This window comes from Aeromonas sp. Marseille-Q5825 (assembly GCF_946892685.1).
GTDB classification, from domain to species: Bacteria; Pseudomonadota; Gammaproteobacteria; order Enterobacterales; family Aeromonadaceae; genus Aeromonas; species Aeromonas rivipollensis.
On sequence record NZ_CAMPOU010000006.1, the window covers coordinates 42,315 to 56,427 of the forward strand.

15 protein-coding genes are annotated in these 14,113 nt (G+C 59.7%); 9 read left to right on the forward strand and 6 right to left on the reverse strand.

Going from position 1 to position 14,113, the window contains the following annotated elements:
* Positions 1 to 6: 6 nt before the first annotated feature.
* The 6 genes from OC537_RS15085 to OC537_RS15105 all read right to left on the reverse strand — a co-directional run bounded on the left by OC537_RS15085 (position 7) and on the right by OC537_RS15105 (position 4,340).
* Positions 7 to 600, reverse strand: coding sequence for an inovirus Gp2 family protein (locus OC537_RS15085; RefSeq protein ID WP_262112465.1), 594 nt, complete (start codon positions 598 to 600; stop codon positions 7 to 9).
* Between the two features lie 157 nt (positions 601 to 757).
* Positions 758 to 967: a helix-turn-helix transcriptional regulator gene (locus OC537_RS20685; RefSeq protein ID WP_410050481.1), complete on the reverse strand. Its 210-nt coding sequence runs from the start codon at positions 965 to 967 to the stop codon at positions 758 to 760.
* 16 nt (positions 968 to 983) lie between these two features.
* Entirely contained in the window at positions 984 to 1,199 is a 216-nt protein-coding gene (locus tag OC537_RS15090) for a helix-turn-helix transcriptional regulator (RefSeq protein ID WP_262112467.1), read from the reverse strand.
* A 112-nt stretch (positions 1,200 to 1,311) separates the two neighbouring features.
* Complete coding sequence (locus OC537_RS15095; protein ID WP_262112469.1) at positions 1,312 to 1,986, reverse strand: hypothetical protein; 675 nt, start codon at positions 1,984 to 1,986, stop codon at positions 1,312 to 1,314.
* Between the two features lie 11 nt (positions 1,987 to 1,997).
* A complete protein-coding gene (locus tag OC537_RS15100; RefSeq protein WP_262112470.1) occupies positions 1,998 to 3,293 on the reverse strand; it encodes a tyrosine-type recombinase/integrase in 1,296 nt (431 codons plus the stop codon).
* A 183-nt stretch (positions 3,294 to 3,476) separates the two neighbouring features.
* Complete coding sequence (locus tag OC537_RS15105) at positions 3,477 to 4,340, reverse strand: YicC/YloC family endoribonuclease (RefSeq protein ID WP_163157541.1); 864 nt, start codon at positions 4,338 to 4,340, stop codon at positions 3,477 to 3,479.
* Positions 4,341 to 4,486: 146 nt separating this feature from the next.
* Here OC537_RS15105 and rph point away from each other — a divergent pair, with 146 nt between their 5' ends.
* The 9 genes from rph (at position 4,487) to OC537_RS15150 (ending at position 14,063) form a co-directional block, all read left to right on the forward strand.
* Positions 4,487 to 5,203: a ribonuclease PH gene (rph, locus tag OC537_RS15110; RefSeq protein ID WP_025328763.1), complete on the forward strand. Its 717-nt coding sequence runs from the start codon at positions 4,487 to 4,489 to the stop codon at positions 5,201 to 5,203.
* A gap of 83 nt (positions 5,204 to 5,286) precedes the next feature.
* Positions 5,287 to 5,940: an orotate phosphoribosyltransferase gene (gene pyrE / locus OC537_RS15115; RefSeq protein ID WP_043128766.1), complete on the forward strand. Its 654-nt coding sequence runs from the start codon at positions 5,287 to 5,289 to the stop codon at positions 5,938 to 5,940.
* Between the two features lie 190 nt (positions 5,941 to 6,130).
* Entirely contained in the window at positions 6,131 to 8,542 is a 2,412-nt protein-coding gene (locus OC537_RS15120; RefSeq protein ID WP_262112474.1) for a heavy metal translocating P-type ATPase, read from the forward strand.
* Positions 8,539 to 8,928 carry a Cu(I)-responsive transcriptional regulator gene (cueR, locus tag OC537_RS15125; RefSeq protein WP_262112476.1) on the forward strand — a complete coding sequence of 130 codons (390 nt, stop codon included), beginning with the start codon at positions 8,539 to 8,541 and terminating at the stop codon, positions 8,926 to 8,928. The genes OC537_RS15120 and cueR overlap by 4 nt, the downstream gene beginning before the upstream one ends.
* A gap of 156 nt (positions 8,929 to 9,084) precedes the next feature.
* Positions 9,085 to 10,239 carry a diguanylate cyclase gene (locus OC537_RS15130; RefSeq protein ID WP_262112478.1) on the forward strand — a complete coding sequence of 385 codons (1,155 nt, stop codon included), beginning with the start codon at positions 9,085 to 9,087 and terminating at the stop codon, positions 10,237 to 10,239.
* A gap of 30 nt (positions 10,240 to 10,269) precedes the next feature.
* Entirely contained in the window at positions 10,270 to 10,533 is a 264-nt protein-coding gene (locus OC537_RS15135; RefSeq protein ID WP_025328759.1) for a YihD family protein, read from the forward strand.
* A gap of 197 nt (positions 10,534 to 10,730) precedes the next feature.
* Positions 10,731 to 12,182: a cytochrome c oxidase accessory protein CcoG gene (gene ccoG, locus OC537_RS15140; RefSeq protein WP_111910824.1), complete on the forward strand. Its 1,452-nt coding sequence runs from the start codon at positions 10,731 to 10,733 to the stop codon at positions 12,180 to 12,182.
* Positions 12,183 to 12,305: 123 nt separating this feature from the next.
* A complete protein-coding gene (locus OC537_RS15145; protein WP_111910825.1) occupies positions 12,306 to 13,295 on the forward strand; it encodes a serine/threonine protein kinase in 990 nt (329 codons plus the stop codon).
* 159 nt (positions 13,296 to 13,454) lie between these two features.
* Entirely contained in the window at positions 13,455 to 14,063 is a 609-nt protein-coding gene (locus OC537_RS15150; protein ID WP_111910826.1) for a thiol:disulfide interchange protein DsbA/DsbL, read from the forward strand.
* Positions 14,064 to 14,113: the final 50 nt, after the last annotated feature.

A 14,113-nucleotide genomic window follows, 5' to 3' on the forward strand; every position in this document is an offset into this window, starting at 1 on the left:
TGGGCGCTAGGTTGCCTCGCACCTGTTATAGATCCCCCCGGTGGCATCAAAGCCATAGTCTCTGACCTTTTTCGGTCTGTTTCCTTTGGTTTCTGCCTTGGCGAGATAACTGAGCCGATAGACAAGCGCACAAAATCGCCCAATCTGATCACGATGGATATGATAGAAGGGCCTTGGGGGGAGGCAGAAATACCCATAGATCCAGATGCTTCTTGCAATCTTTTCGATTATTGATGGATGTTTGACAAACTGGCCGTCCACCAGCAGAACTACGTGGTAGTGTTGAGCTTTGGTTTGATTCTGTTCACGAGCCCAGATATAGCGGTGGTAAATCTTCCCGTACTGCTTGAATAATTGGCGACGTAACATTGTGAAGAACTCTCTGACAGGAGCATTATTCGCAGTCCATTTCTTAAGATGAAGCTCAATTCTGATTGCAGTCAGTTTACTGCGCCTTTCAAAGAATTCTCTCAGAACCGTAAAGATACAATTCATAATGTCTTTTCGGATTTGATAGTTGGATATCACAGTCCAGAGATGCCCTTGATAAAGATAGTTGGGTGTAAGAATTCTTTGAGAATTATTATCAACAAGTGACATATTATTAATATCCTACCGAATTGGCCAAGTTGTTTTATCCCAGAACCCTGATATCAAAAGGGGTCGCAGCGTGGCGGTGATCGCCGCGCAGAGGTAACAACGAGGTAAAAATGTCTCAAATTGTCACATTGGGCGGGGTTGGGGCTGGTTGGGACAGTTAGGATTGATTGTTAAGATACTTCATGACTTCATCCCTGTTCCACCCGATCGCTCTGCCATTTGGGGTCCGCAACGGCGGGGGCAACTCACCTTCATTAACCCACCGATATACCGTTTGGCGGCTCCGCCCAAACAGTGTGCAGATCTCAGTCATTTTCATGATCGGTGTCGGGGCTGCTGGTACGCTAAAGTAGTCCAGAATGTTCATTTCACAGCTCCCCCGCTTACTGGTGGTGAATCCAAAGGAGCAAGTCAGAAAGAAGCCAAGCGCAGCTAGCTCCCAGCTTTTTGCGTTTGGGAAACGCCCCTTTTTGTTCAAGTACCCAGGCTTGGGTGCGGGAAATAGTCGTGATGGTTTTACGTTCATTTTCGCGAACCAAGCGATCCTGGTTATAGCCGTAGAGGTTGAGGATTTGCTGGCGCTCGATACTGTATGACATTGAATCCCTCCGAGTGGACATTGTTCCGGCAGATGTTGCCGGGTTCGGAGGGATTCTCAGGTGTTTATAGATGTTGGGGTATGCAGGTAGGGGGTACCTTACATTTGGATGGCTATTTTTTAGCCTTTTTACTTTTCAGTTTTAGGATGGTGCGATAAATGAACTCGAAATAATCCCGTTCCTTGGGAGCCCCAGAACCGGAGCCAACGGATTGATATCTAACAGGATCAGTTTCAATAAACGACAGAACGTCTTTCTGTATGCGAAGCGCATGAGACTTTGCTGTCTCTTTTGGGTTTTTACTTGTGTCATCCCAGTACAGCCGCTCAATCTCGTCATGAAGGGGAGCCAGCAAAGCCGCTTTTGCTTGACCCCCTTTTTTACCTTCCGCCTTGCGAGCTGACTGGTAGTTCTTGTGGGGTAAACCACTCGCGAGATTACGATCGCGTTCACCTAGTGTGATCAGATGCTTACTTAACCGCCGTAAGCCAAGTGCAGCCATACCTCTTGGAACATGCATATTCACAAACTGATAGACATCCTCCCCTTCCAATGAGCTTTTCCCGTCCATGCCCGCACTGTCTCGCATCATCAACAAAGCCGCAGCAGCGAAGTCCTTTTTGCCCAGAATCTGCTCAAGTTGGCACTCAATACCTTCAAACCATTCCATGGCCGTTATGTATTTTGCGAGCCTTTCTCGGAGTTCTGGATACTCCTTCACGATCTCTCTGAGCTCTAAGATCAGGGAGTTGTGGCTCATAAATGCTGGATATGTGTTGGTAGACATAGATGACTATCTCAGGATGCTCTACTGATGAACGGGACTACATTGGGTTGGCTATCCACAATGGGAGCCAATATGTCTGCCAGCTTTTCTAATGCCTCTCGTCGCTCGTCAAGGTAGTCGTGCCGGTTATAAATCCCCTCGACGCCTTTTAGTTTGTGATTCAGGCACCGCTCTGCGACATGGCTCGGAATGCCAATAGAAGCCAGCAAGCTACGGCAGGTACGACGCAAGTCGTGAATGGTGAAGTGCTCTAAACCGGCTTCACCAAGCACATTGGCTAACGGCTGTTTCTTGCTATCTACTTTTTGGCCAAAAAGCTTGGCAATGGCATGGTTCAAGGTGTCGTCGGAGATATAATCTCGCCGCTTGCTGGCCCGCCGTGATGGAAACACATAGGGTGATCCGCAGGCCCGTACTTTTAGTTCGGCAAACCATTCGAGGCTGGCTGCGCTCAGCGGGATAGTGATCGCGGTGGCAGTCTTACTTCGCTCGGCTGGAATGCACCACGTTCCCTCGTCAAAATTGAGCTCACTCCACATCGCCGCAATCAACTCACCTTTACGCACCCCTAGATGAACCAACAACGCGATTGCCAGGTAGTTTTCACGGACAAACTGGTCCCGGTGTTTGCGAAGAACAGTGAACAGTAAATCCAGCTCATCAAGACTAAGAATGCGCTTCCGGCTCTTTTCCTGCCCACCAGCATCCGACATGGTGAAAGCCTGGGCAGGGCTGTAGTCCAGTAGGTTCAGCTTGATCGCATGCTTGAAAAGCTGCTTGCAAACCATCAAGGCATCATTGGCGGTTGCATTGCGCCCGGAGTTGGCGACGGTATGGATGATGGCGCGAATATCGCGAGCATTAACGTCTTTCAATGCCAGCTTACCAATGTGTGGGGCAATCTCTTTTTGGTAGAGGCGCTTGGGGATCTGCGGGTGCTTCAGCCGTCGGCTGACATCATGCTGATGCCAGTCGAGAAATAGTTGCTCGACAGTCTTGATTGTCTCTTGCTGATCGCGTTTGCGCTCTGCTGAAGGGTCTTTGCCATTTTCCACATCGGCGTTGAGGCGGGCGGCTTCACCACGAGCCTGAGCCAGAGACAGATGAGGGTATGACCCTATCGTGAACCAGACCCGCTTCTTGGCGATATTGGTATAACGGAACACCCACTTGCGAGTTCCACTGGGCAGCCGTCGAAGATACAGGCCATCGCCCACATTGATGTTATTGGTGGTGCCTAACTTGCCCTCTTTTCCATCTTCAGCGTCCTGATCTTTGATCTTCTTGGCGAGTTCACTGGCTTTCATGCTACGTCCTTCGGCTAGTGGTATCACGTTATGGTAAACGTGGTATCACGTCGCATCGTGATACCAATCGTGATACCACTTTTATCGAACAATCCAGAACGATGCAAGACATGCATAAACAGCAAACCCCTGAAAATCAGGGGTTTGTGAGTCATCTGAGACAGCTGGAAACGCCGAAAAACATCACTCTATGTTCTGAATTTGCTCGCGCATCTGCTCGATGAGGACCTTCAGTTCGACGGCGGACTGGGTCACTTCGGCGTTGATGGATTTGGAGCCGAGCGTGTTCGACTCGCGGTTGAACTCCTGCATCATGAAGTCGAGACGACGGCCGCAGGCGCCACCCTTCTTCATGATCTTGATGGTTTCGCTGATGTGCATCTCCAGGCGATCCAGCTCTTCGGCCACGTCGATCTTCTGGGCCAGCAGCACGATTTCCTGCTCGATGCGTGCCGGATCCAGCTCCACCTTGGCCTCGGCCAGGCGGTCGGTGAGCTTCTGGCGCTGCCACTCGATGATTTGCGGCAGGTGTACGCGCACCTTCTTCACTTCCACCTGGATGCCGTCAAGGCGCTGCTGGATCAGCGCCTTGAGATTGGCCCCTTCGCTGGCGCGGGAGGCGAGGAAATCTTCCATGGTCAGATCGAAACCGCCGAGCAGCTCGGTGGCGACCGCGTCCATGTCCTGTTCGGCGGCGGCCATGACACCCGGCCAGCGCAGCACGTCCACCGGGTTGAGCTGGCCCTGGCCCGCCTCTTTCATTACCCAGTTGGCACTGTCGATGATGAGCTTGGCCAGCTCCTCATTGATGTGCAGCTGGCTGGCGGCGGCTTGGGCTGCCTCGAACCTCAGGTTGCACTCCACCTTGCCGCGCTGCAGCTTGGCACGGAAACGCTCACGCAGGACCGGCTCCAGGCTGCGCAGCTGCTCCGGCAGGCGGATGTAGGTTTCCAGATAGCGCTGGTTGACCGAACGAATTTCCCAAACGGCTGTGCCCCAGTCGCCCTTGAATTCCTTGCGGGCGTAGGCGGTCATGCTGTGAATCATTGATTGTTCCGGGCTTGATGAAGTGTGCGGCCAGTATACTCAGCCAGGCTTGCCCCGTCAGCCGATGCCGTGGTTTTAGCGGCTGATATTTGAGTAGCAATGGCTTATACTCCTGCGCCAATTCAGCCAGCCCAGAGGTCAGTCCCATGTCCCGTCCCAGCGATCGCAGTGCCGCGCAAGTGCGCCCGGTTACCATCACCCGCAACTTCACCAAGCATGCGGAAGGATCTGTGCTGGTGGAGTTCGGCCACACCCGCGTGCTGTGCACCGCCAGCGTTGACACCAGCGTGCCGCGCTTCCTGAAAGGCAAGGGTCAGGGCTGGGTCACCGCCGAGTACGGCATGCTGCCGCGCTCCACCCATTCGCGCATGAACCGCGAGGCGGCTGCCGGCAAGCAGAGCGGTCGCACCCTGGAGATCTCCCGACTGATCGCCCGCTCCCTGCGCGCCGCCGTGGACTTGACCGCGCTCGGCGAGCACTCCATCACTGTGGACTGTGACGTGCTGCAGGCCGACGGCGGCACCCGCACCGCCGCCATCACAGGTGCCTGCGTAGCCCTGGTGGATGCGCTGAACTGGATGGTCGAGAAGGGCATGCTCAAGCAGAGCCCGCTCAAGCAGATGATCGCCGCCGTCTCCGTCGGCATGTATCAGGGCGAAGCCATCTGCGATCTGGAGTACGTGGAAGATTCCGCCGCCGAGACCGACATGAACGTGGTGATGACCGAAGACGGTCGCATCATAGAGGTGCAGGGCACCGCCGAGGCCGAGCCCTTCACCCACGAGGAGCTGCTGGCGATGCTGGCGCTCGCCAAGGGCGGTATCGACGACATCATAGCGCTGCAGAAGCAGGCGCTCTCCTGAATTTCTGATTTGAAAAACGCGGCATTGACCGCGTTTTTTTATACCCCCACACCAGTAAACGACAAGCCAAGCAAGGAGCCAGAATGAAAGCCTACCAGCGTCAATTTATCGAGTTCGCCCTGGAGAAACAGGTTCTCAAATTCGGTGAGTTCACCCTGAAATCCGGCCGCAAGAGCCCCTACTTCTTCAACGCCGGCCTGTTCAACAGCGGTCGCGATCTGGCCCGCCTCGGCCGCTTCTATGCCGCCGCCCTGATGGATGCCGGCATCGAATTCGATGTGCTGTTTGGCCCGGCCTACAAGGGGATCCCCATCGCCTCCGCCACCGCGGTGCAGCTGGTGGAACAGCACGATGTGGACGTGCCCTGGTGCTTCAACCGCAAGGAGGCCAAGGATCACGGCGAGGGCGGCAATCTGGTGGGCAGCCCGCTCAAGGGGCGCATCATGCTGGTGGACGACGTCATCACCGCCGGGACCGCCATCCGCGAATCCATGGACTTGATCCAGGCCAACGGTGCCTCCCTGGCCGGGGTGCTGATCGCCCTGGATCGTCAGGAGAAGGGCAAGGGCGAGCTCTCCGCCATCCAGGAAGTGGAGCGTGACTATGGCGCCCACATCATCGCCATCATCCAGATGAGCGACCTCATCGCCTATCTGGAAGAGAAGCAGGCAGAGCAGCCCGCGCTGGCCGAGCAACTGGCGGCCATGAAGGCCTATCGCGCCCAGTACGGCATCTGACGACCCGGTTGCCCCCTCATCCCCGGTCCTTCCCCCGTGAGGGGAGAAGGGGGCAGATCGGCATGCTGCCGATCGCATCAACGGCGCCAACAGGCGCCGTTTTTTATTTGCACAAAAAGTCGGTGCGCTCACTTGAGCTTACCCTTACAGTAAAGGTTAAGGTTTGCTGGTCTATCCGAGGAGGATTGTCATGACCATGCATATTCAACTTCCCGTCAGCGGCATGAGCTGCGCCAACTGCGCCAGCCGCATCACGGCCGCCCTCAACCAGCTCGACGGCGTGACGGCCAGCGTCAATTTCGCGCTGGAGCAGGCGGCCATCGAACTCGGTGACCCGGCTCGTCTGCCCGAGGTCCTCGACAGCATCACGGGGCAGGGCTATGGCTACGGCCATGAGACGATCTCCTTCCAAATCAGCGGCATGACCTGTGCCGGTTGTTCGGCTCGGCTGAACAAGATGCTGGCAGCACTGCCTGGCGTCATCTCGGCCGAGGTCAATTTCTCCCTCGAGCAGGCCCGCATCCTGCTAGTGCCCGGCACCCAGACCCCGGCTTCCCTGCGCACCCATATAGAAGCGCTTGGCTTCGGTGCCCAGCTGGCGCAAGGCTCCGTCAGCCAGCGCCGTCAGCAACTGCTGGACCGTGAGGAACAGGAAGCCGCCGCCGCCCGCCAGGCGCTGACTCAGGTTGTTATTTCAGCCCTGCTCACCCTGCCGCTGCTGGTGGGCATGGTCGCCATGGCCGGCCTGCTGCCCTGGCATCTACCCGCCTGGCTGGAGCTGGTGCTCGCCACTCCGGTGCAGTTCTGGATCGGGGCCCGCTTCTATCGCGGCGCCTGGCTTGCCCTCAAGAACCGCGCCGCCAACATGGATGTGCTGGTGGTGACAGGCACCAGCGCCGCCTACTTCTACAGCCTCTATCTGCTGCTGACCCTGGGGATGGCCGCCAGCGGCAAGCTCTATTTCGAGGCGAGCGCCATCATCATTACCCTGATTTCACTGGGGAAACTGCTGGAGGCGAGGGCCCGCCGCAGCACCCAGTCCGCCATTCGCGAGCTGATGGCGTTGCGGCCGGACACCGCCACCGTCTGGCGTGGCGAAGCCTGGCAGAGTGTCGCCATCGACGAGGTGCTGCGTGGCGACAGGCTGCGGGTGCTGGTGGGGGAGCGGGTGCCGGTGGACGGCAAGATCCTGAGTGGTGAGAGCGAGCTGGATGAATCCATTCTTACCGGCGAGAGCCTGCCGGTGCCGCGCGCACTGGGGGATGCCGTGCTGGGCGGCGCCATCAACCGCTCCGGCGTGCTGGAGATAGAGGCCACCACGGTCGGGGAAGACTCCAGCCTCAGCAAGATCATCGCCCTGGTGGAGCGTGCCCAGATGGGTAAGGCGCCGCTGCAACAGCTGGTGGACAGGGTCTCCGCCATCTTCGTGCCCGTGGTCATGGCCATCGCCCTGTTCACCCTGCTGGCCTGGTATGCCGCAAGCAACGACTTCGGCCAGGCGCTGCTGGCCGCCGTTGCCGTGCTGGTGATCGCCTGCCCCTGCGCCCTGGGGCTGGCGACCCCGGCCGCCATCGTCACCGGCACCGGGGTGGCGGCGCGCCACGGCATTCTGATCAAGGACGTGGATACCCTGCAGAAGGCCCACGCCATCAAGGCGCTGATCTTCGACAAGACTGGCACCCTGACTCAGGGGCGGCCGGTGCTGGCGAGCTGGAGCGGCACCGATGAACAACTGCGCCTCGCCGCCGCCCTGCAACAGGCGAGCGAGCACCCGCTGGCGCTGGCGATGCGCGAGGCGGTCGGCAAAGAGGTCGTGCTGCCCCAGCCCGAAGCCGTGGAGGTGCGGGTCGGTGCCGGTATCCTCGGTCAAGTGGCTGGGCACAGAGTGGCCATCGGCAATGCCTCCCTGCTGGCTCAGCTCGGCATTGAGCCGCCACAACAGGATGAAGCGCCCGCCGACGGCGCGACCCGGGTCTGGGTCTCCATCGACGGCGTGGCGGTGGCGATCGCCGCCCTGGCCGATACCCTGCGCCCAGAGAGCCCCGAGGCCATCGCCATACTGCGCCAGCGCGGCATCGCCAGCTGGCTGGTGAGCGGTGATGCCCCTGCGCCGGTGGCCCATATCGCCGCCAAGCTGGGGCTGGACGGGGCCTTTGACTCTGTGCTGCCCGCCGGCAAGGTGGAAAAAGTGGAGGCGCTGCGCGCGCAAACCCGCGGGTTGGTGGCCATGGTGGGGGACGGGGTGAACGACGCCCCGGCGCTGGCGGCGGCGGATGTCGGCATCGCCATGGGTTCAGGCTCGGATGTGGCCATGGAGACCGCCTCCATCACGCTCATGCGATCTGATCCGCGGCTGGTGGCTGATGCCATCGACATCTCGGCGGCCACCTGGCGCACCATACAGCAGAACCTGTTCTGGGCCTTCGTGTTCAACATCATCGGCATTCCGCTGGCGGCGCTGGGCTATCTCAGCCCCGAGCTGGCGGGGGCGGCCATGGCCCTGAGCAGCATCACGGTATTGAGCAATTCCCTGTTACTGAAACGCTGGCAGCCCAGGGCGGGCGGCCAGCGCCAATCTGAATCGCAAAGGAGTCATCCATGAACATCAGCAAGGTTGCCAAGGCCACTGGGCTGTCCGCCAAGACCATTCGCTACTACGAGAGCATCGGCCTCATCTCGGCCCCGGTGCGCAGTGACAACGGCTATCGCAGCTACACAGACGGTGCCCTGCGGGAGCTGCGCTTCGTCAAGCGGGCGCGGGAGACCGGCTTCAACCTGGAGGAGTGTCAGGAGCTGCTGGCGCTCTATCGGGACGAGCACAGGACCAGCGCCCAGGTGAAGAAGCTGGCGCAGGAGAAGATCGTCGATCTGCGGGCCCGGATCGCCGGTCTGCAGGCCATGCTCAGCTCCCTGGAGGCGGTGGTGGGGTGCTGCCACGGGGACGCGAATCCTCAATGTCCCATCCTCGACGAACTCGAGAAGGGCTGAGGTAGCCCGGGCAGGCCGGGGCGGCCCGGGATCCTGCCTGTGCTGCGCGGCGCACGGCGGATTGGGGGCTGAGTGGCTGCTTAATAGCGGGCGATTGATTGTTGAGCAGGAAAAGGGAGTGTTAAACTGTGCGGCTCTTGTACAGGGAGTACCCAGTTGACCCAGAGTGTGAATCACCAGGTGCGGCGGGCCATCATGGTCCAACTCTATACCCACGCCTCCTTCAGCCTGCCTTGTCTGGCGCTGCTGGCGATCAGCTGGAGCCTGCTGTTCCACGACTACCTGCCCGCCACGGAGGCGCTCGGCTGGCTTGGCCTGGTCTTCCTGCTGTTGCTGGGTCGCTGGTGGCACCTGCGCTGGCGTCAGCCCAGGTTGACGGAGCTCCCGCTGCCGGTGCTGGAGCGGGAGCTCTTCATAGGGGTGACCATCACCTCCATCATCTGGGCCCTCGGCGTGCTGCTCTACATGGACAGACTGCCGGACACCTACCGAGCCGCCATGATGATGCTCACCAGCCTGATCCTCACCGGCAGCGCCATCATGCTGTTCGGCAGTCGCCGCACCCTCTACGGGGCCGTGCTGCCGCTCGGATTTGCCATGCTGTTCGAGCTCAGCGACGGCAACGAGCAGGAGCGGATCGTCTCCTGCATGCTGGCGGGTTACCTGTTCGTGTTCCTGCCGACCCTGCTGCGCCGGTTGCGCCGGGATCAGGTAGCCTCCCTCTACCACAGTTTTTCCAACGCCGACCTGGTGGCCGAACTCAAGGTGGTCTCGGAGCATCTCAAGCTCACCTCCCGCCTGGACGGCCTGACCGGCATCGCCAACCGGGCTCACCTGGACGACACCCTGGCGCGAGCCTGGCGCCGCTGTCACAGGGCCAGGGCGCCTCTCTCCCTGGTGCTGGTGGATGTGGACTACTTCAAGCAGTTCAACGATCACTATGGCCATCAGCTGGGGGACCAGTGCCTGCAGCAGGTGGCGGGCCTGCTGGCCGAGGTGCTGCGGCGGGAAGACGATCTGGCCGCTCGTTACGGCGGGGAGGAGTTCGCCCTGCTGCTGCCCTGCACCACCTTGCAGGGGGCCATGCAGATCGCCGAACAGGTGCAAACGGCCCTGCGAACCCTGGGCATTCCCCACCACAAGTCCCGGGTATCCGGCCGGGTCAGTTGCAGCTTCGGGGTGGCGACCCTGGTGCCGGATCAGCACAACTCCATCACCGAGCTTATCCAAAAAGCGGATGCGGCCCTCTATCAGGCCAAGCATAATGGCCGGGATCGTATCGAAGTAGCCTTGATGGGTAAGGTTGCCTGAGTTTCACATGACAGATTAAAGAGGTCGTCTATGCAATGTCATCGTATCGAAGAGCTGCTGGAGCTGCTGCAGCCCGCCTGGATCAAGGAGCAGGATCTCAGCTTGGTGCAATTCATCGCCAAACTGGCGGCCGAGGCCGGCTATGAGGGCGCCCTGTCCGAGCTGACCGACGACATGCTGATCTACCACCTCAAGATGCGCGAATCCGACAAGCAGGCGATGATCCCGGGCCTGGCCAAGGATCATGTTCCTGACTTCAAGGAAGCCCTGCTCAAGGCCCGCGGCATCAAGTAACGCGACCGCCGGGTTGCCGGAAGAGGAAGGTTTCAAGAGAATCTCTAAAAAGGCCCATAGTCAACTGGCTATGGGCCTTTTTTGTTGCCTGAAATTGCGACGGCACTCGAACTATAGATACATTTAACCCACACAATTAGCAGGCTGTTTAAGATATAATCGCCTTCATAACAATATGAGTGGAGCTATGTGCTGCAATGGCCGACCAGGACAAGATCGATATCAAGGATGTGACCGACAAGAACGTCACCGGGACCTTCAATCCCCACACGTTCAAGGCGGGCGATGACAGGTTCAATCCCGGCAACCGCATCTACGTCAGGTCCCAGACCGGCTACTGGCAGCGGGTGCGCAAGGTCATGGGCTGGTTCTTCGTCGCCCTCTTCGTCACCTTGCCCCTGCTGCGCTACGACGGCCGCCAGGCGGTACTGTTCGATCTGGAGCATCAGCAGTTCCACATCTTCGGCGCTACCATCTGGCCGCAGGATCTGACCCTGCTGGCCTGGGTCTTCATGATCGCCGCCTTCGCCCTCTTCTTCGTCACCACCTTCCTCGGCCGGGTCTGGTGCGGCTATCTCTGCCCCCAGACGGTGTGGACCTTCATGTTCATCTGGTTCGAAGAGAAGCTGGAAGGCGCCGCCAACAAGCGCCGCAAGCTGGATGCAGCCCCCTGGAGTGGCGAGAAGCTGGCCCGCAAGGGCGCCAAGCACCTGGCCTGGATCCTGCTGTCGCTGGGCACCGGCCTCACCTTCGTCGCCTACTTCCAGGATGTGTTCCAGCTGGTGCCTGACTTCTTCACCTTGCAGGCGAGCGGCTGGGTCATCTTCTGGGTGCTCTTCTTCGCCGCCTGCACCTACGGTAACGCCGGCTGGATGCGCGCCATCATGTGCATCCACATGTGCCCCTATGCCCGCTTCCAGTCCGCCATGTTCGACAAGGACACCTACATAGTCGGCTACGACAGCAAGCGCGGCGAGACCCGTGGCGCCCGTGGCCGCAAGGCCGATCCCAAGGCGCTGGGGCTGGGGGACTGCATCGATTGCGATCTCTGCGTGCAGGTCTGCCCGACCGGCATCGACATCCGCGACGGCCTGCAGTACGAGTGCATCAACTGCGGCGCCTGCGTCGATGCCTGCGATCAGACCATGGATCGGATGGGCTATCCGAAGGGGCTGATCAGCTACACCACTGAGCACAAGCTGGCCCACAACCAGACCCATGTGGCCAGGCCCAAGCTGCTCGGCTATGGCCTGGTGATGGTCATCATGCTGGGGGTCTTCGTCTACAACGCCATGTCCATCATGCCCATGGGGCTCGACATACTGCGGGATCGCAACCAGCTGTTCCGGGAGAACAGCGAGGGGCTCATCGAGAACACCTATACCCTGAAGATCCTCAACAAGACCCTGCAATCCCAGACCTATCAACTGGATGTGGAAGGGTTGCCGGAGCACCAGTGGTTCGGCCCGCGGGAAGTGACTCTCAAACCAGGGGAAATCTTCACCCTGCCGGTGAGCCTGGCGGTGGATCCCTTCAACCTGAAGCGGCCGACCCTGGATGTCCAGTTCGTGCTCAAACGGGAAGGAGCCGCACCGGACGACAGCAAGGGCACCCTGCGCCAGCCCAGCAAGTTTATCAGCCGGCTCTGAGGGGCCGTCCCGGACAGCTGATCCGGCGTGCCACGGGCGTCCGTGGAATGTTCCGGATCGGGATCATGGGCGGCATTGATTGGCTATCTCGGATAGAATGGGGCGCAACAGCGCCCCTTTCTCATGGTGGATGACATGCGTTTCAACTATTCCGACCTCAATCCCGACCTCATCATGGATGCGATCGATCTCAGCGGCCTGCGCATCGACTCCGGCCTCATCGAGCTCAACAGCTATGAAAACCGGGTCTACCAGTTTCAGGATGAGGAGCGTCGCCGTTACGTGGTGAAGTTCTACCGCCCCGGTCGCTGGAGCCGGGCCCAGATCCTCGAGGAGCACGAGTTTGCCGCTCGCCTGCGTGAGACGGAGATCCCGGTCGCCGCCCCCATCGCCTTTGCCGGCGAGACCCTGCTGGAGTATCAGGGCTACCCCTTCGCCATCTGGCAGAGCGTCGGTGGTCGCCAGTTCGAGGTGGACAACCTGGATCAGCTGGAGTGGGTGGGGCGCTATCTCGGCCGCATCCACAGTGTCGGGGCCAGTCACTCCTTCCACCATCGGGTCCAGCTGGACGTGGAGAGTATGCTGCACGAGCCGCGTCAGTTGCTGGCGGCCGGAGAGTGGGTGCCGAGCGGCCTGGCCAAGCAGTTCTTCGGGGTGCTCGACGAGCTGATCCGGCATGTCTGCGACGCCATGACCCTGGACGTGGCCCGGATCTCCCTGCACGGGGATTGCCACCCCGGCAACATACTGTGGCGTGACGGCCCCCTGTTCGTCGATCTCGACGACTGCCGCACCGGCCCCGCCATCCAGGATCTCTGGATGATGCTGAGCGGCGAGCGCCACGAGCAGCAGATCCAGCTCGACACCCTGCTGGCTGGCTACGAGGAGTTCATGGAGTTCGACCCGCGGGAGCTGGCGTTGATCGAACCGCTGCGAGCCATGCGCATAGTCCACTACATGGCCTGGCTGGCCAGGCGCTGGGAGGATCCCGCCTTCCCCCGTCACTTCCCCTGGTTCAATACGGATCACTACTGGCGCCAGCAGATAGCGACCCTGCACGACCAGCTGGAAGCGCTCAAGGCGCCGCCCCTGACGCTGATGCCTAACTGGTAAGCCAGACGGATCGCGGTACCCGGGGTACGACCAGCAAGGATGCGCTCCAGGGGCTCGCCCACCCGCCTTTGCCATTGACGGCGGGAAGGTGACGCAATAGGCTTGGACTGCTTCGGTTCGCCGGGCGTGCCTCACAGTGATCCCTTAACAGGAAACGTCATGAAAAAAGTACTATTTTTCCTCGCTGCCATGCTGATGATCCCCATGGTTCACGCCGCCCCGGAATTCAAGGAAGGCGTCAACTATGACGTGGTCACCCAGACCGGCAGCGCCCAACCTGAAGTGCTGGAGTTCTTCTCCTATTTCTGCCCGCACTGCGCCAAGTTCGAGCCGATCGCCGAAGATCTGAAGAAGAGCCTGCCGGAAGGCGTGCCGATGAAGAAGAACCCGGTGGCCTTCCTGGGCCGTGAGATGGGCCCGGAGATGCAACGCGCCTATGCCGTCGCCAACCTGCTGAACGTCGAAGGTAAGCTGACTCCGGTCATCTTCGACAAGATCCACACCCAGCGTCAGGTGCCGCAGAGCCGTGCCGACGTGAAGCAGATCTTCGTGGACAACGGCGTACCGGCCGAAGAGTTTGACGGTGCCGTCGACAGCTTCGCCGTCTCCGGTATGGTCTCCCAGTTCGATCGCAACACCGAGAGCTACAACATTCGCGGTGTGCCGGCCTTCCTGGTCAATGGCAAGTACCTGGTGAAGATTGAATCCATCACCTCCCAGGAGCAGTTCAACCAGCTGGTGAAATTCCTGCTGGCCAAGAAAGACTGACCTCTCCCGAGTCGATAAAAAAGCCCGCCGGTGCAAACCGGCGGGCTTTT

Coding starts and splice junctions, on each gene's coding strand:
- OC537_RS15085 (WP_262112465.1), bottom strand. CDS start 600: ATGTCACTTGTTGATAATAATTCTCAAAGAATTCTTACACCCAACTAT.
- OC537_RS20685 (WP_410050481.1), bottom strand. CDS start 967: ATGAACATTCTGGACTACTTTAGCGTACCAGCAGCCCCGACACCGATC.
- OC537_RS15090 (WP_262112467.1), bottom strand. CDS start 1,199: ATGTCATACAGTATCGAGCGCCAGCAAATCCTCAACCTCTACGGCTAT.
- OC537_RS15095 (WP_262112469.1), bottom strand. CDS start 1,986: ATGTCTACCAACACATATCCAGCATTTATGAGCCACAACTCCCTGATC.
- OC537_RS15100 (WP_262112470.1), bottom strand. CDS start 3,293: ATGAAAGCCAGTGAACTCGCCAAGAAGATCAAAGATCAGGACGCTGAA.
- OC537_RS15105 (WP_163157541.1), bottom strand. CDS start 4,340: ATGATTCACAGCATGACCGCCTACGCCCGCAAGGAATTCAAGGGCGAC.
- rph (WP_025328763.1), top strand. CDS start 4,487: ATGTCCCGTCCCAGCGATCGCAGTGCCGCGCAAGTGCGCCCGGTTACC.
- pyrE (WP_043128766.1), top strand. CDS start 5,287: ATGAAAGCCTACCAGCGTCAATTTATCGAGTTCGCCCTGGAGAAACAG.
- OC537_RS15120 (WP_262112474.1), top strand. CDS start 6,131: ATGACCATGCATATTCAACTTCCCGTCAGCGGCATGAGCTGCGCCAAC.
- cueR (WP_262112476.1), top strand. CDS start 8,539: ATGAACATCAGCAAGGTTGCCAAGGCCACTGGGCTGTCCGCCAAGACC.
- OC537_RS15135 (WP_025328759.1), top strand. CDS start 10,270: ATGCAATGTCATCGTATCGAAGAGCTGCTGGAGCTGCTGCAGCCCGCC.
- ccoG (WP_111910824.1), top strand. CDS start 10,731: ATGGCCGACCAGGACAAGATCGATATCAAGGATGTGACCGACAAGAAC.
- OC537_RS15145 (WP_111910825.1), top strand. CDS start 12,306: ATGGTGGATGACATGCGTTTCAACTATTCCGACCTCAATCCCGACCTC.
- OC537_RS15150 (WP_111910826.1), top strand. CDS start 13,455: ATGAAAAAAGTACTATTTTTCCTCGCTGCCATGCTGATGATCCCCATG.